Here is a 22,538-nt window from a genome sequence, read left to right as displayed (position 1 = left end):
TGAGCCGTTTCAAGGCGCCAGGTGCCGGTTCGAGGTTGTAGATGGCCGAGACCGATCCGGGGGCAACACAGCGTGACGAGACTTCAGAGATCGCCGCGGAGCTGGCGGCGGAGGGATTCGAGTGCGCCAGCGAGATCGGACGGGGCGGCTTCGGGGTGGTGTACCGCTGCGATGAGCGGACTCTCGATCGCGTCGTCGCGGTGAAGGTGCTCACCACCTATCACGACCCGGAAGGTGTGGCCCGCTTTCTCCGTGAGCAGAAAGCAATGGGACGCCTGTGCGGGCACCCCAACATCGTCACGATCTATCGTGTCGGAACGACGAGCACCGGCCGCCCGTACCTCGTCATGCACTACCACGAGCCTGGCTCCCTCCAGGCACTGATCGCGTCGGGTCCGATTCCCTGGACCCGTGTCCTGCACCTCGGTATCGAGGTGGCCGGCGCGCTCGAGGCGGCCCACCAGCAATCCGTCCTGCACCGAGACATCAAACCCGCGAACATCTTGATCGACACCTTCGGAGAGCCGCAGCTGACAGATTTCGGCATCGCCCGCATTACCGGCGGATTCGAGACCACGGCCGGTGTGGTGACCGGATCACCCGCCTATACCGACCCCGACGTGCTGCTCGGGGATCCCCCCAGCCCGGCCAGCGATATCTATAGCCTCGGAGCGACCCTGTTCTGCGCGCTCACCGGGCACGCAGCCTTCGAGCGGCGCAGCGGAGAGCCTCTGATCGCCCAGTTCCGGCGCGTCACCAGTCCGACCGGCCCCGTGCTACGCGACTGGCAGGAAGGCATCCCCGAGGAGCTCCGCACCACGATCGAGCACGCCATGGCCCGCGATCGCGGCAACCGTCCCCGCTCGGCTGCCGACTTTGCAAACCAGTTACGCCGCGCCCACCACAACGTCGAGCGAAGCGCACCCGAGGGGATCGCGCCAGAATTGAGTGCCGATCCGGAATACACGTCACCAGCGTCCGGGTTCCGATCCCCGGCACCGCACTTGCGGACCCCGACACACTCCGGTCGGTACTCGGCACCTCCCACACCCTCGACCAGATTCCGACCACCACCACCGAGCCGAATCCTGGTCACCCGTGCCCGCCTGATGCAGGCCCTCCACACCGATCGACGGCGGCGCCTGACCGTGATCCACGCACCCACCGGCTACGGAAAGAGCACCGCCGCGGCGCAGTGGCTCCGCCGGCTCGCCGATGAGAACATCGCCACCGCATGGTTGACCATCGACCGAGACGACAACAATCCCCTCTGGTTCCTCGCACATCTCATCGAAGCCGTCACCACTCCATTGCCGGACTTGGCGACCGAATTGCGTGACACCTTCGAAGCGCACGGTGACCACGCGTGCCCGCACGTGCTGACAACGTTGATCAACACACTGCACGACCAAGACCAACGCCTGGCCCTCGTCATAGACGACTGGCATCGGGTCTCGGATCCCTCGAGTGTGGCGACTCTGACGTACCTACTGGACAACGGTTGCCACCACATCCAGGTCATCGTGACCAGTCGCGCCAAAACAGGACTGCCGATGAGCCGGATGCGCGTTCACGACGAACTCGTCGAGATCGATTCGGCAGCATTACGATTCGACGAAGAAGAAACACAAAACTTCCTTACCGAAACGTCGGGACTGGATTTGGCAACAGTCGACATCGCCAACCTGGCGAGGTCGACCGACGGCTGGGCCGCCGCCATACAGCTGGCGTCGATCTCCCTGCGCTCCTCCGCGGACCCCACCCAGTTCATCGCCCACCTCTCGGGCCGCCACCAAGCGATCGGGGATTTCCTCGCCGAGAACGTCCTCGACTCCATCGACACCGACACGCGCGCATTTCTGCTGGCCACCGCCATCCCCGACCGCATCTGCGCCGACCTGGCTTCAACCCTGACCGACGTGCGCCGCGGTCAGGCGATGCTCGAGCGGATCGAAGAGCGCGACCTGTTCCTGCGCCGAGTCGACGACGAAGGACACTGGTTCCGTTACCACCACATGTTCGCCGAATTCCTGCGGGGCCGCCTCGACACCGACTTTCCCGGGCGATCGACGCAGTTGCATCGATCCGCATCCACCTGGTTCGCCGAGCACCACTTCCTCAGCGAAGCGGTCGATCACTCACTGCGTGCCGGTGATACGGCCGGTGCGGTGGAACTGGTCGAACGCGACGGGACGAATCTGCTCGAGCACTCGCAGATGTCGACGTTGCGTGGACTTGTCGACAAGCTGCCGACCGACAGCACAATATCGAATCCGCGGTTGCAGCTCGCCGCCGCGTGGTCAAACATCCTGCTCTACAACCCCGACCCCGCTCTGCAAGCACTCGACCGCGTCGATGCAGCGCTCATCCACCTCGACGACGCGGAGTCCTCCGCGCTGGCTGCCGAAGCGTCGGTGATCAGAGCAGTCGTGGAATTGCGCGCCGACCGAGCCTCTCGCATAGACGACTTGGTGCGTCAGTGTCTCGATCACCCCGATGACCTCAGGCCATGGGTCGTATCCGTCGCGGCGAACGTCGCGACGTTCGCGAAGATCTGCCGGGCGGACTACCGCGCTGCCCACGCCCTCCAGCAGTGGGCCGCAACGTATCACCAGCGGAACAACGGACCGTACAACTCGGTGCACGGACACTGCTGGGTCGGTATAGCCGCCTTCGAGCAACTCGATGTGAACTTGGCGGAGTCGAGTTTCCGGACCGCGATGAAGATCGCTCAGCAAGTGGATGGACGTCGGTCCTACACAGCTCGGTTAGCTGGCGGGCTCCTCGGTGAAGTTCTGTACGAAAGGGGCGAGATTGTCGAGGCCGAGCGGCTACTCGACGACGGATACGATCTCGGACCGCACGCGGGCGCCGTCGATTTGAAGATCGCCCGGTACGTCGTCGGAGCCCGGATCAAAGCGCTTCGGGGCGACCGGCAGGCGGCGGTCCAACGACTGGACGAGGGAGCACGATTCTCCACGCAGATGCATCTGCCGAGGCTCTACAGCGCCATCGTCAACGAAGCGGCGCGCCTGGACCTTGTCCTGCCGTCCTCAGGTGTCTCACAACCTGCGGATCTCACCTACGCCGAACGGGCGGAGCAGGTGTCCGGTCTCGATGGGGTGATCGCGCAGAACGAGGAGGAGGCGGCAATCCGGCGGTTGGTGCGAACCGGATCGTCGGCGAATGCGGGCCTCGCATGTCAGTGGGCGGGAGAGTGGGCGGACCGCCTGGCGGACAGCGAACGCCACCGGGCTGCACTGCGAGCCCGCCGGCTGCTCGCCGGCTGCCTCGCCGCATCCGGCCGCAGCGCAGAGGCCCGAAATGTGCTCACCGGGGTAGTAGTTCGATGCTCGAAGGCCGGGTTGGTGCGTTTTCTCGCCGATGGGGGCGTACACGTCATGGACACCCTCCGGCACATCGTCGACAACGGCCGTCCGCCTACCGATCCGCCGCCGCTGTCGTCGGACGTTCCACGCGACTTCCTGTTGGCCGCGCTCGCGGCTGATGCCAGCCTGCCGTGAGCCCGTTACCGTAGGGATGACACCGCACCCTCGGTGCTGTGTTGAATCGATCGGCGGGCCGCGGTTCCCGCGGAAGAGGCGAGGATCAAGCCGGCCCCGATGGCGAGCCAGATGGCTGCGACAAGCATGCCGATCCGGAAACCCCACGGGCTGACCACCGAGGCGAGGGCAGGTCCGGCGCTGGCACCGAGAAAGGTGAAGGATCCGTATAGTGCCGTTGCACCGCCCGTTTCTTCCGGACGTATTTGCGCTAGAAGTGATTCGACGATGGCCGACGCCGTGACGGAGACGGCCGCCACGAGCAGCGGCACCGTGATCGACAATGCCGTCAGGGAGTCCGACGACATCGATCCGGCGGCCACGGACATCGCCGCCACACCCAACGCCGCCGCGCCCCGGCGGGCCGGTCGCCACCGCCGCAACACTCGACCCAGAAATGGAATGACGAGCAGCGCCGGCACGGTGATCAAGCGCAGCACCTGCAAGGCCTCGGGGTTTTCGGCAACCGACGGCGGGCCCACCAGCGAGATGGTGGTGAAGACGCTGACATACCCCCCGAGGAAAGTGGCCGCAGCACCAAACAGCGCGACCAACCGCCATCTGCCCAGAATCGTCACCAACACCCGGAAAAGTTGCGCACCACGGGCGTGGTCCATGGGCCGCGGCCGCGGAACCAACACGACAACGGCCGCGGCCGCGAGCATGAGCGCGGCCGCACCGACCACAAAGACGACACGCCAGCCCGCAGCAGCTGCGATCATCTGCGCGGCGACAGGAACGACCGCCGCGGCGCCGAGGAAACCGCTGGTCAACCAACTCAAAGCAACCAGGCGGTGGCGCGGATCCAAGCTCTCGGCGATATATGTGAAGGCGGCGGGGGCGAAGGCGGCGGCCGCGCAACCCTGCCCCGCTCGAGCGACCAACTCCAGAAGGAGTGTGGAAGGTAGAGCTGCCAGCACCGTGGTGACCGCCGCGGCGCACAGTCCCACGGACATCACGGTATGAGGCCCGAACCGCGACGCCAGCGGCCCCGCGGCGAGGAAGCCGACAGCATAGGCGACCCCGAACACAGTCGAGGTAGCTGTCACGCGTGCAGAATCGACATCGAAGGAGGCGGCCATCTGCGGTAACAACGCCAGCACCGAGTACATCTGTCCTACTGCGGCGATGGCTGTAGTGGTGAGAATGACGATGACTCGTCCGGGCGGCGCATATCGAACAGGGATGCCGATCGAACCGATATCGGTGCTCGGCTTCAGGCCCACACCGCCTCCTTTGGGTTTCCTGATGGGCGAGCTGTGGGATAGACGCCCTCGAACGGGGCCGGCCCAGTACCGGACAGTGCCCTGCCGATCACCGTTGCCTGCGTAGGTCCATGCGGTAGGTGTAGCGGCGGGGATTGAGACGGGAGGCGGTGAACTCGACCGGCCGCCCCCCGGCGTCGTGGTACAGCCGCTCGATGAGCAAGACGGCGTCCCCCTCCGAGCATCCGATCAATTCGCTCTCCGCCTCTTCGGCTTGGGTGGCGTGGATGCTCTGAGTTGCCGAGACGATGCCCTCGGGCAGTATCCGCTCCGCCGATTGAATGATCGTGCTGTCGGTCTCCCATACTCCCTGCTCGATCACGTTGTCCGCCAGTGAGGAAGCCATGTAATGCCGGGTCAAGGCGAAAGGCGCATGGTTGTAGCAGCGTTGGACGAGTGCGCAGCGGACGTCTGAGCTATCGACGCCAAGGTCACGGGCGATCGCGGGCTCGTTCACCCCGCGCCGGAAAGGTTCGAGTAACCGAGTGGTGGTGCCGGGCCAGCTCATGATTTCGTCGAGCGATCCGATCGCACGCTGATAGCGACCTGAGTTCGTCTCGTGCCCAATCAAGTACGTGCCACTGCCCTGAATGCGGTGCACCATGCCTTCCTCGACCAGGTGACCGATCGCTTGCCGGATCGTGTGTCTGCTGACACCGAAACTCTGCCGAAGTTGGTCTTCGGTGGGCAGCTTGTCTCCCACGGCGTACTCACCGCGTTCGGCTCGCCGCCGAAGTTGTTCGGCGACGAGCCGGTACGCGGGACGCTTCAGATACGAATGCGTCTCCACAATCAGGCCTGTCTGTCAGTTCCTCGCGGAGGGTGCTTCGTCACTGAACAGCGACACCCCACGGGTCTCGGGCAGATACCGCAGCAGGAGCATGAACGACAGCGCTGCGATCGCGACGAGGTAGAAGGCGGGGGCGACGACGAGCGCTGCTGCTGCCGCGATGGCGGTAGCGATGAACGGGCCGGGACCGCCGATGAGAGCCTGCGCGACGTTGAAGCCGATCGAGCTACCCGTCACCCGCAGTCGGGCCGGGAAGAGCTCGACCATGACAACTCCGAGCATTACATTGGCCAGTGCCTCGAAGGCCGCGAAAATCACCAGGCCGATCAAGGCGAGGTACCAGGTGCCGGTCGAGAGCAGCGCGAAGCAGGGGACCGCGGTCAGCGCAATGCCGCCGGCGCCGAGCAGCATCGTGCGTCGTCGGCCGATGCGGTCGCCGATCATCCCGGCCACGGGGCACATGAGTGAGTAGATGAGCAACCCGAGCACCGCGAGTTCGAGGGCGGAGGTCTTGGTCATGTGGACCTCGACAGTGAGGAAGGTGACCACGAAGGTTGCGAGGTAGTAGAAGCCGAGGCCGGTCACCGCGGTGCAGACGAAAACCAGCAGGATTCCGGATCGGCTGTGCTTGCCCGCGTTCCGCAGCGGGGCGTGCTCGACCTCGTGAGCGCGCTGGAGCTCCTTGAACACGGGAGTGTCCTCGAGGCGGAGGCGGACGTAAAGGCCGAGGACCGCCAGCGGGCCCGCGACGAGGAAAGGGACACGCCAACCCCACGTGGTCATCTGGTCGTCGGACAACAGGGTGGTCAGCAGCAAGGTCACCGCACCCCCGGCCATGACCCCGATGCCGGCGCCGGCGGAGACCACACTGCTCCACAGCCCGCGCCGGCGGGCCGGTGCATATTCGACGAGGAAGGCAGCTGCGCCGGCGTACTCGCCACCCGCGGAGAAACCCTGGGCGCACCGAAGGAGCACCAGAAGAGCGGGAGCAGCGAGGCCGATGGTGGCGTAGGTCGGCAGGATACCGATGCCGATGGTGCAGATACCCATGACGACGATTGAGAGTGAGAGCGCCGCGCGGCGACCGGCGCGATCGCCGAAAGCTCCGATCAGCAGCCCCCCGAGCGGACGAAAGAGGAACGCGACGCCGAAAACGGCGAGGGAGGCCAAAAGCGACGTCGTGGCGTCGCCGGAGGGAAAGAAGAGCGCTCCGATGGTCGCGGCCAGAAACCCGTACACCGCGAAGTCGAACCACTCGAGGAAGTGGCCGATGCCCGCGGCAATGGCGACGCGTCGGGACACCTTGGGTGCCAGGGTCCCCGATGTGGTCAGCGCATCAGTCGTCGGTGCATCTCCCGGAATCGTGGGGGGTAACGGCGATACGGGGGGTGGGTTCGTCATCGAGGTCTCCTCGGGAAGCGTCGTGGATTTCTTTCGCCACGACGTGAATTTGGTCCTGCGGGAATCTGATCGGTGTTTCGGCGCGCCCATGATCCTCCGCCTGGTAACCACAGTGAAGTGGGCCACAGTTGTACGGATGACTTGAAGTTAGTCAGGGTTGGTGCTTGCGTCAACCCCTCGTAGGTTGCGGGCTGGTTCCGGCATGAAAACCAGACGAATGAAATACTGTGACCTGGGTATTTACTGCAAGTGGCAGCTAGGTCATAGGCGCAACGGGGAGGGGTCGGGTTCGATTCGCGTCGCGATTGACAGATGCGAGGGTTCGCAATAGTGTTTCAAGTCATACGGACAAATTCTTGCGAGGGCGGTGGTTGGATCCGCGTCCGCGGGCCCCTCCCGCAGCAACCGCAACTGACGTGTCCACGATCATGGAAAGGATGTGCGCATGGCTGGCAGCACGATCGCCGAACGACTCGGCGTCTTCGCCGCGGGTCTGGAGGTCGATGCGATTCCACTACCGGTCATCGAGCGGGCCACAGGGTGCCTCCTCCACGCCTTGGCGGTGGGAATGGCCGGCTCGGCCGCCGGCTTCGGGCTACAGGCTGAGCAGGCCAGCCCTGGTGTGAGCTCGCCGCCGATCAAGGAGGGATACGCCCGCTCACTGGTGACCGGGCAGTGGCATCCGGCCTCGACGGCGGCCTTCATCAACGGAGTGCATCTGCATGCCCGGGCGCAGGAAGACACACACGGCACGTTCCATCCAGGTGTGAGCGTCATACCCGCCGCCCTGGCGGCCGCAGAGTCCAGCGCTGTCGACGGCCGCACTCTGCTGGCGTCGGTTGTCGCAGGCTACGAGGTGGGCATTGCACTGTCGGGGCCGCTCACGGACCTGACCACCCCGCCCTTTCGCGCGACGGCGGTCTTCGGTCCGGTGGCTGCCGCTGCTGCCGTCGGACGGATCCGCGGACTGAACGGCGAACGCATGACCGCCGCATTGGCGATCGCCGCATCGATCTCGGGTGGCACGTCCGAATCGTTCGGTGCGGGAACCGACGAGTGGCACTTCCAGTCGGGGATCGCGGCGACGAGCGGGCTGATGGCGGCGCAACTCGCCGAAACCGGGGTCACGGGGTCACGGACGGCGTTCGAAGCCGAAGCGGGATTCCTCGACTGCTTCTCGCGATCGCGGGAGTCTGCGGAAACGCTCGCCCGCGAGCTCGGGCGGTCCTGGAACACACTCGCAGTGACCTTCAAGCCGTACCCGGTGTGTGCGTTCAATCAGGCGCCGGCCATGCTCGCAGTGCGGCTTCGCGAGTCCGGTCTCCACGCCGACGAGGTCGCGTCGATCCGGCTGCGGATGAACGAACGCGAAGCCACCTATCCGGGCATGCCCTCGCGGGGGCCCTTCACCAGTACCGCACAGACACTGATGAGCGCCAGATTCGCCTTCGCGACCGGTCTCGTCCACGGCGACATCACCTACGACCTGCTGCAACACTTCACCGATCCCCAGGTACTCGACCTCATCGGCAAGATCGACCTCGTAGCCGGGCCGGGACGCCCAGCGAAAACCGCACACGCCACCGTGATCCTGGTCGACGGGACCACGGTCCACGACGCCATCGAGGACTCCGACGCAATGCTGTCGTGGGACATGGACGGCGTCATGCGCAATGCCGAACGCCTCGCATCCGAGATCCCGCTGTCAACAGAGGAATTAGAGACCTTGGTTGACAGCGTGGCCACATTGCCGCAGGCCACTTCCGTCGACCCGTTGATCCGGGCGACATTGGCGGGAATCTCCGTCGGAACGTGAAGACTCCATTCCCTCACCTGCTTAACGTGCGCGGTACATCGAAGCCGCCACCGCCCCCCCATGTGACAGTGCCGGGCACTCGGTCCGGCCGTGAAACGAGAAAGAGCACAATGACCGAGAACGTCGTCGCCATCGCCGACAGGCGAAACAGCGAACTCCAACACCGAAAGATGTACATCGACGGCAATTGGGTCGATGCGATCTCCGGAGAGGTTTTCGAGACCATCAACCCGTACAACGGGCAGGCCTGGGCCACCGCGCCACTCGCTGGACCGGCCGACGTGAAGAAGGCGGTCGACGCCGCACGCCGAGCCCTGTCCGGGCCGTGGGGATCGATGTCCGCGGCGCAGCGAGGCGTCCTGATCCGCAGGCTGGCCGCGCTGATCGAACCCCACGCAGACGAGCTCGCGCGCATCGAGACCACCGACAACGGCAAGGTCATCCGCGAGACCCGCGGTCAGATGGCCGGGCTACCGGCGACCTACGAATTCTTCGCCGGCGCTGCCGACAAGATTTTCGGTGACACCATCTCGGCGCCCCAGACGAACTTCTTCACCTACACACGCCGCGAGCCGATCGGCGTGGTCGCCGCAATCCTGCCCTGGAACAGCCCACTGTTCCTTTTGGCAAGCAAGCTCGCGCCCGCATTGGCCGCCGGTTGCACATTTGTCGCCAAGCCGGCGGAGCAGACGCCGTCCTCGACCCTCGAGTTCGCCAAACTCATTGATGAAGCCGGTTTCCCGCCGGGAGTGTTCAACGTCGTCACCGGCGCCGGGGACACAGGAGCCGCGCTGACCGCCGAACCCGGGGTGGACAAAGTCACCTTCACCGGATCGACTGCCACCGGAATCGCGGTCATGAAGAGCGCCGCGGACCACATCGCGGAAGTCACCCTCGAGCTCGGCGGCAAGTCCCCGAACATCATCTTCCCGGACGCCGACATCGATGCGGCCGTCAACGGGGTGATGGCAGGGATCTTCGCGGCCACCGGTCAGACCTGCATCGCAGGAAGTCGGTTGTTGGTCCACGAATCGATCCGCGACGCCGTCGTCGAACGGCTCGCTCAACGCGCACCCCAGATCAAGATGGGTGATCCGCTCGACATCGAAACCGAGATGGGCCCCATCGCTTTCGCCGAGCAACTCGAGAAGGTTCGCTTTTACGTCGACCTGGGTGTCAGCGAAGGCGCCACGGTGGTGTGCGGCGGAGAGCGTCCACAGGACACCGATCTCGCCGACGGATACTTCTTCCAGCCCACCATCCTCAGCGGCGTCGACAATTCGATGCGCGTGGCACGGGAAGAAATCTTCGGACCGGTGCTGTCGGTCATCACCTTCACCTCGGAAGAAGAGGCGGTCCAGATCGGCAACGACACGACCTACGGACTCGCCGCGGCGGTGTGGACCAAAGACGTCCAACGCGCACACCGAGTGGCGCACCGCCTCAACGCCGGCACGATCTGGATCAACTCCTACCGTGTGCTCGCCAACAACGTCCCCTACGGCGGCTTCGGGCAGAGCGGCATCGGCCGCGAAAACGGCATCGAAGGCCTCGACGCATACCTGCAGACCAAATCCATCTGGGTCGAACTCACCGGCGAAAGCCGCGACCCCTTCAAACTCGGCTGAGCGCACAAGGAGCACAAACTGATGACTACCACCTTCGACATCCCCAAGACCAGCCGGGCGGCGGTGCTGACCAAGCACAGCGAGCCGCTCGAGATCCGCGAAATTCCTGTGCCTCAGACCCTCGAACCGGGCGCACTCCTGGTCCGGGTCGAAGCCGCGACGGTGTGCGGATCAGACCTGCACCTGTGGGATGGCTCCCTCGGCGGCAGCCAAGCGCTGGATCTGCCCGTCATCCCCGGACACGAAATGGTCGGCAAGGTGATCGCATTCGGCGACGGGGCCGAGCGGGACACCTTCGGTACACCGCTCGAGATCGGCGATCGCATCTGCTTCACCCACGCTTCGTGCAACCAGTGTGACCACTGCCGGTTCGACAACCAGCCCACCCTGTGCACCAACCGTCAGTACTACATGTTCACCAACTGTGAGCGTCCCCCCTATCTAGTCGGCGGCTTCGCCGAGTACGCCTACGTCTTCCCCAACTCGGGACGAGTGCGGGTGCCGGACGAGGTGGAAACCTCCTGGGCATCGGCGGCCAGCTGCGCATTGCGAACAGTCGTGCACTCGTTCGAGCGCATCGGCAAGATGAACCCTTGGGAAACCGTCGTTATCCAGGGCGCCGGCCCGCTCGGTCTGTTCGCGACCGCCCTCGCCGATCATCTCGGCGCCGGGCGAATCATCACCATCGGAGCTCCCGACAACCGCCTCGCCATCGCCAAGCAGTACGGGGCCACCGACCTCGTCTCCGTCGCCGAACATCCCGAACCCGAAGACCGGATCGCCGCGGTGCGCGACCTGCTCGGCGGCCACGGCGCCGAAGTGGTGTTCGAGTTCTCCGGTGCACGCACCGCGTTCACTGAAGGTCTGGGAATGATCAAGGAAGGTGGCCGCTACATGGTCACCGGCCAGATCGACGGCCCCGGCAAGGAAGTCCCGGTCCGTCCCGGCTTCATCACCCGACAGCAGCTGACCATCATGGGGACCTGGTCCGGACACATCGCCGAGTACCGCAAGGCTCTCGAATTCATGAAGAACACGCACGGCAAGTACGACTTCGGCGCACTGGTCCCGAACCGGTACCGGCTCGACCAGGCGACCGAGGCGCTGACGCGGATGCGGGCGCAGGAGGACATCAAGCCGATGCTCGTCCCGCACGGAACCGAAGGAATCTGACGTGAGGCCCCTCGACGGCATTCGGGTGCTCGAGATGGGCCAGTACATCGCCGCCCCCTACTGCGCGATGATGCTGGCCGACCTGGGCGCGGAGGTCATCAAGATCGAGCGGCCCGACGGCGGCGATCCGCGCAGAATCTACGATCCGCTCGAGCAGACCGAGACCGGGTCCATGAGCGGCGGGTTCCTGAGTTACAACCGCAACAAGAAGTCCGTCACCCTGGACTTGCGTGAAGAAGGCGACCGGGCGCGGTACCGGGCATTGGCGGCGACCGCCGACGTCGTCGTGGAGAACCTCCGTCCGGGGGCAGTCGACCGCATGGGCGTGGGGTACGACGCGCTCAGGGAGGTCAATCCACGCCTGATCTACTGCGCCATCAGCGGATACGGCCGGTTGTCGACACATCGGGGTGAATTCGCCGAACGGCCGGCCTTCGACACCGCAATCCAGGCGATCGGCGGGCTGATGGCGGTGACCGGAGAACCGGGGGGCCCGCCGCTTCCGACGGTGACCGGATTCGCAGACGTCTTCACTGCGGTTCATGCCACCGTCAGCGTGCTCGCCGCCCTTCAGGGACGTCAGCAGACCGGTACGGGTGCGTTCGTCGATCAGAGCATGTACGACTCGGTGGCGTCCTTGCTCGAACGCGAACTCATGCTGTGGGATTTCACGGGCGAGCATCGAGTGCGCGGGGTGGATCGCTATTCTCCACTCGGGGCCCTCGAAGCCGAGGATGGTTATGTTGCACTGATTCTGCCCACCCATGAGATGTGGCGGCGGCTGTGTGTGGCAATCGAGCGGCCCGACCTGCTCGACCATCCGCTGCTGGACTCGGTCATTCACCGGGCCGAGAACTTCGCATCGGTGATCCGCCCCGAAGCTGAACGGTGGACACGGTCCCGCACGCGCCGTGAGATCGTCGAGCATTTCGCCTCGCATGGGCTTCCCGCCGGAGAAAGCCAGACCATCGACGAGCTCTACCAGTGCCCACACCTCGACGCGCGTCGCATGTTCCTCGAGATCGACGATCCGTATGCCGGTCGTCGTCGGATGATCCGGACACCGTTCCTGACCGACACCTACGAGGAGCCACGTACCGACTCGGCACCGCAGCTCGGCGAGCATAACGACGAACTGCTTACGGAGGTGGAACCGACCACCGCCTGACGCACCCCACCGACATGGGTCGGCGGGGGCACCAGCACCGCCGCGATAGGGCCGACATCGGTATCGCTGGTGTGCTCTGGTGACAGACATCCGCCGGTTGCCCAACTCCGGCGGCGGAAGGACGAGTATGGAGGTGCGATCGCAAACGGTCTCACCTCCATACTCGATTGATCGGTATCAATTCTTGAACTACAAATGACGAGACGGTGCCTGTCGCCTCGAATAGTCCAGTGTCGCAGTAGATCAGCAATGACGAGTGACCTCCGTTGAAGATTCATCCGGACGAGCGCTAGTGTGGTGGATGGAACCCTGCCGATTGCAGCAGGGAGAAGGAGGGCCCCGTGGTGACGAACAAGGTAACTCCCGCGGAGCGTGGTGTCCCGGCATACAAAGTGTTGGCCGAGAAGTTGCGGACCGACATCGAGGCAGGTGTCTACTCGGTCGGAAGAAAGATGCCCACCGAAAGCGTGCTGCAGTCGGTCCACAACGTCAGCCGCCACACGGTGCGCGAAGCCCTGCAGATTCTGCTCTCCGACGGGCTTATCTACCGCGTGCAAGGCAGCGGAACCTACGTGAGCGGCCGCCAACAGGACACCCGGGGCCGCTACGTCCGCTCGATCGGCTCCCTCGACGAAATCATCGTCTGGCCCGACACGAACACCGAGGTGATCGAACCATTCACGGTCGTCGTTGAGCCCTCCATCGCGTCCCGATTGGAATTGCCGTACATCGAGGTCAGCAAGGCCACCGTTCGTCGCTCCTTCGAGGGGATCCCCTTTGTCCTGACACGCCACTACGTCGAACCCGACCTCGGGGCGAAACTGGCCGCGGACGGGGTCCCGTCGGTCGGCGAGGGAACCGTGATCGGGGCCGCCGAAAAATTTCTCACCAAGCCGATCATGGGCGCACGGCAAGAGATCACCGCCATGAACGCCCCGGAGCACGAAGCCGAGCTGATCGGATGCCAGGCAGGAGAAGCCATACTGCTTATCGAGCGCCTCTACTACGACGCCGACGGGAAATTCGTGGAATTCACGTCCTCTCACTTCAATCCGCGCCGGTACTCGTACCGCATGGAATTGCGGCGGCGAGGATCCTGAGAACGAGGAACTGAACCTGTGGCTCGCCGCGGCCGAGCGGGGCGAGCCGACACATCCGGTTTCCGCGACTGCGGCAGGGTTGCCTGGCCAGGGCGTGAGGAACCTCCGGGCGCGATAGGTTGCCGAATTCGACCGTGATCTGGATCAAGGCCTTGTTCTCCGTGGCAATGGCGGTCCGGTGTTCGTCCCAGGCAGAATGCTCGCCACTGGCCCGGGTTATCGGCTTCGTGCAAAGTCCGAAGTCCCACTGGTCTCGACATCGTTCGCCTTCCAGCACATCTCGACGAGCAGGAGCCGTCACAGAGATGGTTGCTACGGCTCCACGATCGGCCTATTCACAAAGGACGTCACCGTCGAGCTCAGTGTCGCCTCGGTGGTATCCAGCAGCGACTGGACCCGCAAGAACGCGGAGTCGTCGATCTCGTGTCGTTCGAACGTGGTCAGAAGCCGACTGCACTGGACAGTGAGAATCGCCTGCTGCATCGTCTGTATCTGTATCTGTATCTGCAGCGACACTGGATCCTCCTGCCGGACCGTCAAGGCACGCAGATGCTCCCGCAACTCGGCGCCGAGCCGATCGGCGGGAAGGAGGGCGCGGTCGTGCTGAGCCGGATCCGTCACATACCGCAGCCCGCTGTCCGGCAGATTCGTCGATAGGGTCATAGCGAGCCCATGTGATCACGCGCGGCAGGGACATGCCCTGCCCGAACAGGGTCACGACAATCACACCAGCAGTGATGAACACGATCAGACTCTTGTACTCGAAGGGGCGCCCATCTGCCATCGTGTCTGGACCTGCGAGCGCGGCGGCCAGTGACACCCCTCCACGGACACCGGACCATGCGAGCGGAAAACGCTCCCGCGCACTGATCCGGCGTGAAACCTGACTACCGCGGCGGTCGATGGCCCGAAACACGGAAGGCACCGTGTAGAAGTACAGCAGCCGACAACCGAACACACCGAGACCGGCCAAGCCCACCGCCGCCAACCCCAACGTCAACGATTGAGGCGCCAGATCAGCGACAACAGAGGGGATTTGCGTCCCCACCAACACGAACAGTGCCGAGTTGAGCACATAGGTCGTCAGTGACCAAAACGGCTGGGTTTGCATTCGAGTGGCTGGCGGAATGACATGCGGCCCACGCCGGGCCAGCAGGAAACCCGCCGTCACCACGGCAATGACACCCGAGGTATGTATCTGATCGGCAAGCAGATACACCACAAACGGCGTCAAGACACTGAGCACACTCGAGAGCATCCAGTCGCGGAGAAACTGGTGAGCGATCAGCGCGGCCCCCGCGACGGCGGCACCGAACACCACTCCACCGAGATAGCTTGCGGTGAACTTCCAGCCGATGTGCAGCAGATCGAAATGGTGCGCGCCGATCGCGACCGGGACGGCGGTGGCCAGAAGAGCCAGCGCAGTCCCGTCGTTGATGAGGCTCTCAGCTCGAAGCAACGTCATGAATCGTGGCGGAAGGAGGTGCGCGAGGGCGGCAATGGCGGCGGCATCGGTCGGGGCGAGGACGGCCCCGATGACGAACGCAACAGACAACGGAGTGTGCAGGATCCAATGCAGGCAGGCGGCCACCGCGACAGTCGTGGCAACCACGAGCACGACCGCCAGCAAGACTACAGAGCGGGCATCCTTACTGGCGGTTCGCGTGGAGGTCGTCAGAGCCTCCCAATACAAGATCGCCGGAAGGAAAAGGACGAGTACCCACTCGGGTGGCAGCTCGAAAGCAGCGACTGTGGGGTTCAAACCCAGCAGGCATCCACCAAGGAGCAGGGCGGCTGGTTGCACCATCCGAATCCGGGCGCCCCATGCGGTAAAGATGATGACTGTGCCGAGGACTGCGACGAGTAGCTGAATCGACTGCAATGGTCACCTCATGACTGGTAGGCGAGTTGTGGGTCCGTGCTGACACCGCTGACGGAAGGATGCGGGTCGGCGCTAGGCAGAGGGCGTCTGATCACGCCCGGCATCCCCGGAAATGAGACTGCACGACGGAGGTCGGAGAACTACGTCGTGCTCGTCCGTTGCTCGAACTAATGGAGACCGTTCCCGCCCTCGGGTACCAGGGGGCGGGAACGGTGGTGTGTGGGTGGGTTAGATGGCTTGGGCGGTGGGGAGGATGGTGATTTCGGTGAGGTTGACGTGTTTGGGGACGGCGGTGAGGAAGGCGACGGTTTCGGCGACGTCTTCGGATTGGAGGACGTCGATCTGGTCGATGAGGTCGGCCATGAGTTTGCTGGCGTCGGGGTCGGTGACGTGGTCGGGTAGTTCGGTGTCGACCATGCCGGGTTCGATGGTGGCGACGCGGACGTTTTTGCTGCCGAGTTCGGTGCGCAGCAGGCGGGTGAGCTGGCTGATGTAGGCCTTGGTGCCGGAGTAGACCTGGAACTTTTCGAGGACGCGGGTGGCGGCGATGGAGGAGGTGGTGATCAGGTCGGCGGGCTTGCCGTCGGCGGCGGCGGCGGTGAGGGGGCCGACGAAGGCCTGGATGGTGTTCATGACGCCCTTGATGTTGAGGTCGATCTGGGTGTCCCAGTCGTCGACCTTGAGGTCGACGATTTCGGAGATCAGCTGGACGCCGGCGTTGGCGAAGACGAGGTCGACGGGGCCGAGTTCGGTGGTGATGCGGTCGGCGGCGGCTTGCAGGGCGGTGCGGTCGGTGACGTCGGTGGTGACGGCGATCGCGGTGCCGCCGGCGGCGTTGATGCGGTCGGCGGTGGTGGTGATGCGGTCGGTGCGGCGGGCGAGGAGGGCGACCTTGGCGCCGAGTTGGGCGAGTCGTTCGGCGGTAGCTTCGCCGATTCCGCTGGAGGCGCCGGTGACGACGGCGATGCGGCCGGTGAGGGGGGTTCCGGTGAGGACCTGGCTCATGGGGTGTGTCTCCTTGACGGTGGTGTGTTCGAGGTGTGTTCCTCGGGGTACGGATTCCATCGTCGGCGTGATCGGGGTGGGCGAACAGGCCGCGATCTGCCTAGGTGCACCACACCCAGGCAACCACACAACGATGTATATTCATCCGTATGTTTTCATCGATTGGTCGCGATGCGATTCGCGATGAAGTGCATGAACCTGTTGCCTTGTACAGCATTTGACTTATGGGTCTATGTTGTCTCTCACTTCCAAGCGCGCGCTGCACCGAAGAAAACAACCGGATGAATAGGGCGAAGGAGAGTGAGGTAAATAAGATGACTACCCGGCGACGGTCAATGCTGATCGCGCCCGGGTCTTACGAACAAAAGGCAGGTGAACGGGCTACCTGGCAACGGCGCGCAACATCGCCGCCACCCACCAAGACGAACATGTCGGCGCCGCTGGCCGATTCGTGTACGGCGGGCACACCATCGGCATCGCCCAAGTCGCCCGCCGTCCCAAACCTGGTGACGGTGTCCGCCACCGACATCCCAGTCCTCGACTGGCGGTTCTCCGCCCTCACGGCCTGAGTCTGATGTGCACGACCCCGATGAAGCCGCTGCTTGGTTCGGCGCTGCTCGGCCTGCTATCGGATCTAATCCATTGACGCGGTTGGTGGGTGGGCCTGCCCAGCGGGCTGTCCGCTACGTACACCGGCATCGATGCGGTGTGTCGCCAGGTCGAGCAGTCGAATCTCGCCGACCGAGCCAGGCTCGACCTGGTACACAAGAAGCTGATGGCCGGGCGCGCTTGGGACACCGAATGCGTGAAATTCGATCGGGAGCTCGCCGGCGGTGGAATGGCGCAGCTGTTTGACTTCATGAGTTTTCGGCTGTACCTCATGTCGAGCCCACAGCTCGCAGAAACGGGGGCTCGCGGCCTCGAGCCGGGCGATGAGGTCGGTGAACCGGTGAGGAGTCGAGGAGAACTTGGCGGTCGCTCGTAGACTGGCGACCGTTGACTTCGCCGACTCCTCCCAATCGACAAAGAACTCACGGGCAGCGGGATCGCAGAAAACCATCTCCACGAGATTGGTCGTATCAGCGAACGGTTCGAACAACGCCACCGCCAGGGAGTTCATCGCCGAGATATCCAAGACCGGATCGAGTACGAACGCGCCGGAGCGCTCCCAGGACTCCATCAAACGCAGTAACGCGGGATCGACCTCCCGGCGAAGCTCGGCACCGTCGAGTCGCCACGCCACACCTGCCAGCGAATAAAGGTGCCGACGTTCCTCGAAAGTAAGAACCAGGCCTTACTGAGCCCCTCGAGGACCGCTTGGGACGGGTGGCGTTCACGGCCCTGCTCCAGCCGGCGGTAGTAGTCAGGACTGACATCGGCCAGCATGGCCACTTCGTCCCGGCGTAACCCCGGAACGCGCCGAGGTCCCGCGGACGCAAACGGAACAGAATCCGGTGATGCGGCAGCGCGTCGGGCCCGCAGAAATTCCCCCAACTCAGTGCTCGCCATGGCTTGATTCTAAGGCAACCGGTCAAGTCCAAAGGGGGTGCGAAAGGGCCACGCGACCATCAGCTGAACCCTGAAAACTATAGGTAATCAACCCTGATCGGAAGGAAGAACCGCATGACTGGTCTGAATGCATTCTCGACGTACCCAATTTTCAAGGTGCACAGGTTGATTGAGCCAGGTCCCGTGATCATGATTTCGACGTCCGACGGACTGCATGACAATCTGATGACAAATGGTTTCAACATGCCCGTGCAACATGGCGGTCTCATCGGATTCGTGCTCGGACCGTGGGACTACAGCTTCGACACGCTGCGCGACACCCGTGAGTGTGTCATTGCAATCCCGGCCGTCGAACTCGCTGAGCAGGTCGTCGATATCGGGAACGTATCCGGTGCGGAGGTTGATAAGTGGGAGCGTTTCGGCCTCACCCCGCTGGCAGCGGCATCCGTTGCGGCGCCTCTCGTCGCGGAGTGCTTCGCGAATATCGAATGCCGCGTCGTCGACGATCGCCTCGTCGATGACTACAGACTCTGGATTGTCCAGGCCCAGCGTGTGTGGGTGGATGATTCGAAGCGAGGCACGGGGGAGATCCATCACCGCGGAGATGGAACGTTCTCCGAGAACGGTGAGGCGATCGACCTCCGTGAGCGGATGACGAAGTGGACATCGCTGATCGACTAGTCAATGTCTCGGTAACCGTGTGCGGCCTGGCTTCACGCTGGGCGAAAGGGAGCGTGACTGGTGGTCGGGAGCTTCGCGAGTGTCAGTCGGTCGAACTTGCTTCCGCGTCCCGCCGCTCCCGGTCCCTGGTCGCGGTGAGCGAACCGAGCAACTTCAGTGCCTGATCACTCGGGGACCCCGGATCCGCCTGGTAGATCACCAACTGTTGTCCCGGCTTGTCACGCACATCGAAAGCTTGAAAGGTCAAACTCAATGTGCCCACATCGGGATGGACGAGTTCCTTCGCATCCAGTGTCTTGCCCCGCACATGACCCTCTTCCCAGTACTGGCGAAACGCGGGGCTGGCCGCCGCCAGCTCACTGACCAACTGGGTGAGACGAGCATTATTCGGGTCGTGGCCGACGGCCAAACGCAATGTTGCGACGGTGGCCTGTGCCGCGCGATGCCACTCGGCATAGAAGGACGCTCCCGCTGGATCGGTAAACACCATCCGCAGCAGATTGTCAGCAGCGGTGAACGGCGAGAAGAGCGCTTCGGCGAGCCGGTTGCACGCCAGAATGTCGAGTGTCCGATTCAAGACGAACGCCGGAGTCGAGTCGTAGATATCCATCAACCGGAGAAGGGTCGGACTGACCGACTCTCGTGCACTGGACCCGCGGGCGCTCGGCACCAGGCGGGCCAACCGGTACAGGTGCATTTCCTGGTCGGCATCGAGCCGCAACGCGCGCGTGAGAGCATCGAGCACCTGAGCGGACGGATTACGTTCTCGCCCTTGCTCTAAGCGGGTGTAGTAGTCGGAGCTCAGTCCCGCAAGGATCGCGACTTCCTCACGTCGAAGGCCTGAAACTCTTCGAGTGCCATAGCTGTGAATCCCCGCGTCCTTCGGTGAAACCTGAGCACGACGTGACCGAAGGAAATCTCCAAGTTCGCTGGAAGGCATTTCTCAATGTTAGTTCTGGATCGCCTGGTAGTGGGTGGGTGCAATGCACCCACGACAGACGAGCGGGCCTTCGGCGACAGTGGAACTGTTACCGACACCAGCGTCGATGGCGCGGAGCACCACACGACCCGTAGCAAACCCGAAGGGATCCGAGGAGCATGTTGACAGTTCATGCAGAAGTTCGCACGCCGCTGGACCAGAAGCTGGTGTGGGGGAGGATCGGAGACTTCTTCGCCATTGACGGATGGCATCCCGATGCCGAACGCACTGCACGCGACGGCAGCCGGAACTCTGTCCGGCGAGTGGCCCTGCGCGGTGGTGGGGAGGCGATCGAAGAACTGATCAACCAGACCGAGCAGTCGTACAGTTACAAAATGGTCGGTGGGTCCATTCCCGTACGCAACTACCAGGCGACCGTCGCCGTCACCCGGGACGTCGAGTCAGGGGAGACTGTTGTTTCCTGGGACGCCGAATTCGACGCCGACGGAATCCCTGCCGAACAGGCTCGCCAGCTCATCACCGGCTTCTACGAAGGCGGGTTGGCTGCCGCCGTGAGCTGACGTTCCGGAGCCATCCGCGACCCGAGAGGACCTCGTCCTTCACGAACTGTCCGCAATGATCATCACGGCCACCCCGTCCTGATCTGGTGGCTATACCGATCTGAGTGCCAGGCGAGGACACCCGTCAGTCTGCAAGCCAGGTCCCGCGCAGAACGGTGCGCGGCGCCCAGCGTGTGCCCGCCCGCCGCAGCAGACGACAGATCGGGCTGGACCGGCCGCGGGCGACACGCGTCAACTCCCCGCTGTACTCACAGCGGGGAGTTCGACCGTCGTCGGCTCTGTCTGTCATAGCGAACGGCCCTGTCAAAATGGCCGCGGATACGCCATCATGTCCGGGGCAACCGATTTCGGGTTCGTCATCCGCGGTGTGCTTAGTTCCTTGTACTGCGGGTGCTGGCGGCAGATCAGAAGTGGACGTGCGCGCACCGATGCCACCGACACGTCCAACTACGCCGCCCAGCCGGGCCGCAGCGGCCGTCAAAGGATGCCGCGTGTCTGGAGGGCGCCAGTGGCCGTCGGCATGAAGACATCCGGAATTGGCGAGTGGATTAAGGTGGCCGTCTCGTACGGGAGACGACCACCTCGGTCCGACCGAACTACTGTGCGCTCGCGGCGGGGCGAACGATGATCTCGTTGACGTCCACATCCGCCGGCTGATCGATGGCGAACGCGATCGCGTTGGCGATCGCCGCGGCCGGAAGTGCGACGGCGCGGTATGCCTTCATGTCTTCGCGTGCATTGTCGTCCGAAATGCTGTCCGCTAATTCAGATTCCGTTACACCTGGCGATACGACGGTAACACGGACATCGCCTGACGATTCTTGGCGCAGCCCTTCGGAGATCGCGCGCACCGCAAACTTCGTCGCGCAGTAGACCGCCGCTGTCGGTACAACCTCGTATGCCCCGACAGATGCGATGTTGACGAAATGTCCGCCACCTTGTGATTGCATGACCGGTAGTGCTGCGGCGATGCCATTAAGAACGCCACGAACGTTCACGTCGAGCATCCGGTTCCACTCGTCGATCTTCAGCGCGGCCAGCGGCGACAGGGGCATAACTCCTGCGTTGTTGACCACAACATCGACGCGACCGAAACGCTTACGGGCAGCCTCGACGAAGGCCTGGACGTCGGCTACTTCAGTGACGTCCAACTTGCGGAATGCTGCACTGCCGCTGGCATCTCCAATCTCCTGGACCAAGTGCTCGAGTCGTTCTGTGCGCCGTGCGCCGAGAAAGACTTGGTGGCCGTCGGCAGCTAACTTCCGCGTTGTCGCCTCTCCAATCCCGCTACTTGCTCCTGTGATCAGGACTACTTTGCGCTCGCTCATGACTGTTTGTCCTCTCGGTATAGGACGAGATGCTCGTGGTACAGCACCCCGCCAAAAATGTCTCCTGTTGCGGTAAAACCAAGGTCGTCGAGGTAGTCGAGATGGTTTCCTGTCACTGTGTAACGTCCGGTATATGCACACTGCCGTGCGCCACGCGCCTCGTCGTAGCGCCCATCGGCACGCAACTCCTGCCGAATGAAGCCGTCAGCTGTCACCCACATCCCGATTACACCTGCCCGGTCGATCGTGGTTCCGGATTCATCCATCACAATCCTCCCTCGCAACTTGGTGCTCTAATTCTTGCGAGACACGCGGAGGGTAGCCAGGACGCAACTCGACTAGGTGCCGCGCACCCAGTCACGCCGCATCGGCTCGCGTCGCGCGGACAACTACTGGTGTGTCTCGCAAATAATTCTTGATCGATTCGATAGAATCCGTACATGAGGAACCCGGTACCCGCTTTGGAGATTTCCGATGGGCAGCGCGTTGTGCTCGAGTCGTTGGCGCGCTCGCAGTCGGGTGCACATCGGGAGGTGGTGCGGGCCAAGGCGTTGTTGATGGCGGCCGAGGGCATGGCTAACACGGCTATCGCGCAGGCGTTGTCGGTATCGCCGGGATCGGTGGCGAACTGGAGGGCACGGTTCGCCGAGGACGGGATGGCGCGGTTGGGAGAGGTACGTAAGGGTCGTGGCCGCAAGCCCTCGATCCCACAGGAAACGATCGAGAAGA

At 63.8% G+C, this 22,538-nt stretch carries 19 protein-coding genes and 2 pseudogenes; 10 read left to right on the top strand and 11 right to left on the bottom strand.

The genetic code is table 11. The annotated features are described in order from the left end of the window. The first annotated feature begins 41 nt into the window (after positions 1–41). A complete protein-coding gene (locus tag ACFWAY_RS39805; protein ID WP_378514429.1) occupies positions 42–3,524 on the top strand; it encodes a protein kinase in 3,483 nt (1,160 codons plus the stop codon). A 5-nt stretch (positions 3,525–3,529) separates the two neighbouring features. Here the strand turns inward: ACFWAY_RS39805 and ACFWAY_RS39800 are convergent, their stop codons facing one another. From ACFWAY_RS39800 to ACFWAY_RS39790, 3 genes are all read right to left on the bottom strand, one after another. Beyond that, on the bottom strand, positions 3,530–4,789 hold the full coding sequence (locus ACFWAY_RS39800; RefSeq protein WP_378514428.1) for an MFS transporter: 1,260 nt from the start codon (positions 4,787–4,789) through the stop codon (positions 3,530–3,532). An 88-nt stretch (positions 4,790–4,877) separates the two neighbouring features. Next, a complete protein-coding gene (locus ACFWAY_RS39795; protein ID WP_378458651.1) occupies positions 4,878–5,618 on the bottom strand; it encodes a GntR family transcriptional regulator in 741 nt (246 codons plus the stop codon). Between the two features lie 15 nt (positions 5,619–5,633). Next, positions 5,634–7,019: an MFS transporter gene (locus tag ACFWAY_RS39790; RefSeq protein WP_378458652.1), complete on the bottom strand. Its 1,386-nt coding sequence runs from the start codon at positions 7,017–7,019 to the stop codon at positions 5,634–5,636. A gap of 445 nt (positions 7,020–7,464) precedes the next feature. Between ACFWAY_RS39790 and ACFWAY_RS39785 the strand changes: the two genes are divergently transcribed. The 5 genes from ACFWAY_RS39785 (at position 7,465) to ACFWAY_RS39765 (ending at position 13,904) form a co-directional block, all read left to right on the top strand. Beyond that, a complete protein-coding gene (locus tag ACFWAY_RS39785; protein ID WP_378458653.1) occupies positions 7,465–8,835 on the top strand; it encodes an MmgE/PrpD family protein in 1,371 nt (456 codons plus the stop codon). Positions 8,836–8,945: 110 nt separating this feature from the next. After that, entirely contained in the window at positions 8,946–10,463 is a 1,518-nt protein-coding gene (locus ACFWAY_RS39780; protein ID WP_378514427.1) for an aldehyde dehydrogenase, read from the top strand. A 21-nt stretch (positions 10,464–10,484) separates the two neighbouring features. Further along, positions 10,485–11,636, top strand: a complete 1,152-nt coding sequence (locus ACFWAY_RS39775; RefSeq protein ID WP_378458655.1) for a zinc-binding dehydrogenase — start codon at positions 10,485–10,487, stop codon at positions 11,634–11,636. Between the two features lies 1 nt (position 11,637). Further along, positions 11,638–12,804 carry a CaiB/BaiF CoA transferase family protein gene (locus ACFWAY_RS39770; protein WP_378514426.1) on the top strand — a complete coding sequence of 389 codons (1,167 nt, stop codon included), beginning with the start codon at positions 11,638–11,640 and terminating at the stop codon, positions 12,802–12,804. A 344-nt stretch (positions 12,805–13,148) separates the two neighbouring features. Further along, on the top strand, positions 13,149–13,904 hold the full coding sequence (locus ACFWAY_RS39765; RefSeq protein ID WP_378514425.1) for a GntR family transcriptional regulator: 756 nt from the start codon (positions 13,149–13,151) through the stop codon (positions 13,902–13,904). 312 nt (positions 13,905–14,216) lie between these two features. On the opposite strand, the gene ACFWAY_RS39760 is transcribed toward ACFWAY_RS39765, so the two are convergent. The 3 genes and pseudogenes from ACFWAY_RS39760 to ACFWAY_RS39750 all read right to left on the bottom strand — a co-directional run bounded on the left by ACFWAY_RS39760 (position 14,217) and on the right by ACFWAY_RS39750 (position 16,791). Continuing rightward, positions 14,217–14,567: a hypothetical protein gene (locus ACFWAY_RS39760; protein WP_378514443.1), complete on the bottom strand. Its 351-nt coding sequence runs from the start codon at positions 14,565–14,567 to the stop codon at positions 14,217–14,219. A 61-nt stretch (positions 14,568–14,628) separates the two neighbouring features. Continuing rightward, positions 14,629–15,711: pseudogene (locus ACFWAY_RS39755) on the bottom strand (Na+/H+ antiporter); the annotation flags it as partial. A 303-nt stretch (positions 15,712–16,014) separates the two neighbouring features. Then, complete coding sequence (locus ACFWAY_RS39750; protein WP_378458658.1) at positions 16,015–16,791, bottom strand: SDR family oxidoreductase; 777 nt, start codon at positions 16,789–16,791, stop codon at positions 16,015–16,017. A 400-nt stretch (positions 16,792–17,191) separates the two neighbouring features. On the opposite strand from ACFWAY_RS39750, the pseudogene ACFWAY_RS39745 reads away from it, so the two are divergent. Next, positions 17,192–17,360, top strand: a pseudogene (locus ACFWAY_RS39745) (acyl dehydratase); the annotation flags it as partial. Positions 17,361–17,425: 65 nt separating this feature from the next. On the opposite strand, the gene ACFWAY_RS39740 reads toward ACFWAY_RS39745, so the two are convergent. Both ACFWAY_RS39740 and ACFWAY_RS39735 read right to left on the bottom strand, forming a co-directional pair. Next, positions 17,426–18,034 carry an XRE family transcriptional regulator gene (locus ACFWAY_RS39740; protein ID WP_378514424.1) on the bottom strand — a complete coding sequence of 203 codons (609 nt, stop codon included), beginning with the start codon at positions 18,032–18,034 and terminating at the stop codon, positions 17,426–17,428. Beyond that, positions 17,971–18,300, bottom strand: coding sequence for a helix-turn-helix domain-containing protein (locus ACFWAY_RS39735; protein WP_378514423.1), 330 nt, complete (start codon positions 18,298–18,300; stop codon positions 17,971–17,973). Before ACFWAY_RS39735 ends, ACFWAY_RS39740 begins: the two co-directional genes overlap by 64 nt. 114 nt (positions 18,301–18,414) lie before the next feature. Between ACFWAY_RS39735 and ACFWAY_RS39730 the strand changes: the two genes are divergently transcribed. After that, complete coding sequence (locus ACFWAY_RS39730) at positions 18,415–18,981, top strand: flavin reductase family protein (protein ID WP_378514422.1); 567 nt, start codon at positions 18,415–18,417, stop codon at positions 18,979–18,981. Between the two features lie 82 nt (positions 18,982–19,063). Here ACFWAY_RS39730 and ACFWAY_RS39725 read toward each other — a convergent pair whose 3' ends face one another. After that, positions 19,064–19,921, bottom strand: coding sequence for a helix-turn-helix transcriptional regulator (locus tag ACFWAY_RS39725; protein ID WP_378458661.1), 858 nt, complete (start codon positions 19,919–19,921; stop codon positions 19,064–19,066). Positions 19,922–20,079: 158 nt separating this feature from the next. On the opposite strand from ACFWAY_RS39725, the gene ACFWAY_RS39720 reads away from it, so the two are divergent. Continuing rightward, positions 20,080–20,481 (top strand): SRPBCC family protein, encoded by a 402-nt coding sequence (locus ACFWAY_RS39720; RefSeq protein ID WP_378458662.1) that lies wholly within the window; start codon positions 20,080–20,082, stop codon positions 20,479–20,481. 596 nt (positions 20,482–21,077) lie between these two features. On the opposite strand, the gene ACFWAY_RS39715 is transcribed toward ACFWAY_RS39720, so the two are convergent. Together ACFWAY_RS39715 and ACFWAY_RS39710 are read right to left on the bottom strand one after the other, a co-directional pair. Further along, positions 21,078–21,809: an SDR family oxidoreductase gene (locus tag ACFWAY_RS39715; protein ID WP_378458665.1), complete on the bottom strand. Its 732-nt coding sequence runs from the start codon at positions 21,807–21,809 to the stop codon at positions 21,078–21,080. After that, on the bottom strand, positions 21,806–22,075 hold the full coding sequence (locus ACFWAY_RS39710) for an Atu4866 domain-containing protein (RefSeq protein WP_378458666.1): 270 nt from the start codon (positions 22,073–22,075) through the stop codon (positions 21,806–21,808). Before ACFWAY_RS39710 ends, ACFWAY_RS39715 begins: the two co-directional genes overlap by 4 nt. A 174-nt stretch (positions 22,076–22,249) precedes the next feature. Between ACFWAY_RS39710 and ACFWAY_RS39705 the strand changes: the two genes are divergently transcribed. Beyond that, positions 22,250–22,538 (top strand): transposase (locus ACFWAY_RS39705; protein ID WP_378514421.1); only part of this gene is annotated, 289 nt, incomplete at its 3' end.

The organism is Rhodococcus sp. NPDC059968 (assembly GCF_042738615.1).
GTDB lineage: Bacteria > Actinomycetota > Actinomycetes > Mycobacteriales > Mycobacteriaceae > Rhodococcus_F.
This window is presented reverse-complemented; position numbering and strand designations above follow the sequence as displayed.

Coding starts and splice junctions, on each gene's coding strand:
- ACFWAY_RS39805 (WP_378514429.1), top strand. CDS start 42: ATGGCCGAGACCGATCCGGGGGCAACACAGCGTGACGAGACTTCAGAG.
- ACFWAY_RS39790 (WP_378458652.1), bottom strand. CDS start 7,019: ATGACGAACCCACCCCCCGTATCGCCGTTACCCCCCACGATTCCGGGA.
- ACFWAY_RS39785 (WP_378458653.1), top strand. CDS start 7,465: ATGGCTGGCAGCACGATCGCCGAACGACTCGGCGTCTTCGCCGCGGGT.
- ACFWAY_RS39780 (WP_378514427.1), top strand. CDS start 8,946: ATGACCGAGAACGTCGTCGCCATCGCCGACAGGCGAAACAGCGAACTC.
- ACFWAY_RS39775 (WP_378458655.1), top strand. CDS start 10,485: ATGACTACCACCTTCGACATCCCCAAGACCAGCCGGGCGGCGGTGCTG.
- ACFWAY_RS39760 (WP_378514443.1), bottom strand. CDS start 14,567: ATGACCCTATCGACGAATCTGCCGGACAGCGGGCTGCGGTATGTGACG.
- ACFWAY_RS39750 (WP_378458658.1), bottom strand. CDS start 16,791: ATGAGCCAGGTCCTCACCGGAACCCCCCTCACCGGCCGCATCGCCGTC.
- ACFWAY_RS39735 (WP_378514423.1), bottom strand. CDS start 18,300: ATGGCGAGCACTGAGTTGGGGGAATTTCTGCGGGCCCGACGCGCTGCC.
- ACFWAY_RS39730 (WP_378514422.1), top strand. CDS start 18,415: ATGACTGGTCTGAATGCATTCTCGACGTACCCAATTTTCAAGGTGCAC.
- ACFWAY_RS39725 (WP_378458661.1), bottom strand. CDS start 19,921: ATGCCTTCCAGCGAACTTGGAGATTTCCTTCGGTCACGTCGTGCTCAG.
- ACFWAY_RS39720 (WP_378458662.1), top strand. CDS start 20,080: ATGTTGACAGTTCATGCAGAAGTTCGCACGCCGCTGGACCAGAAGCTG.
- ACFWAY_RS39715 (WP_378458665.1), bottom strand. CDS start 21,809: ATGAGCGAGCGCAAAGTAGTCCTGATCACAGGAGCAAGTAGCGGGATT.
- ACFWAY_RS39710 (WP_378458666.1), bottom strand. CDS start 22,075: ATGGATGAATCCGGAACCACGATCGACCGGGCAGGTGTAATCGGGATG.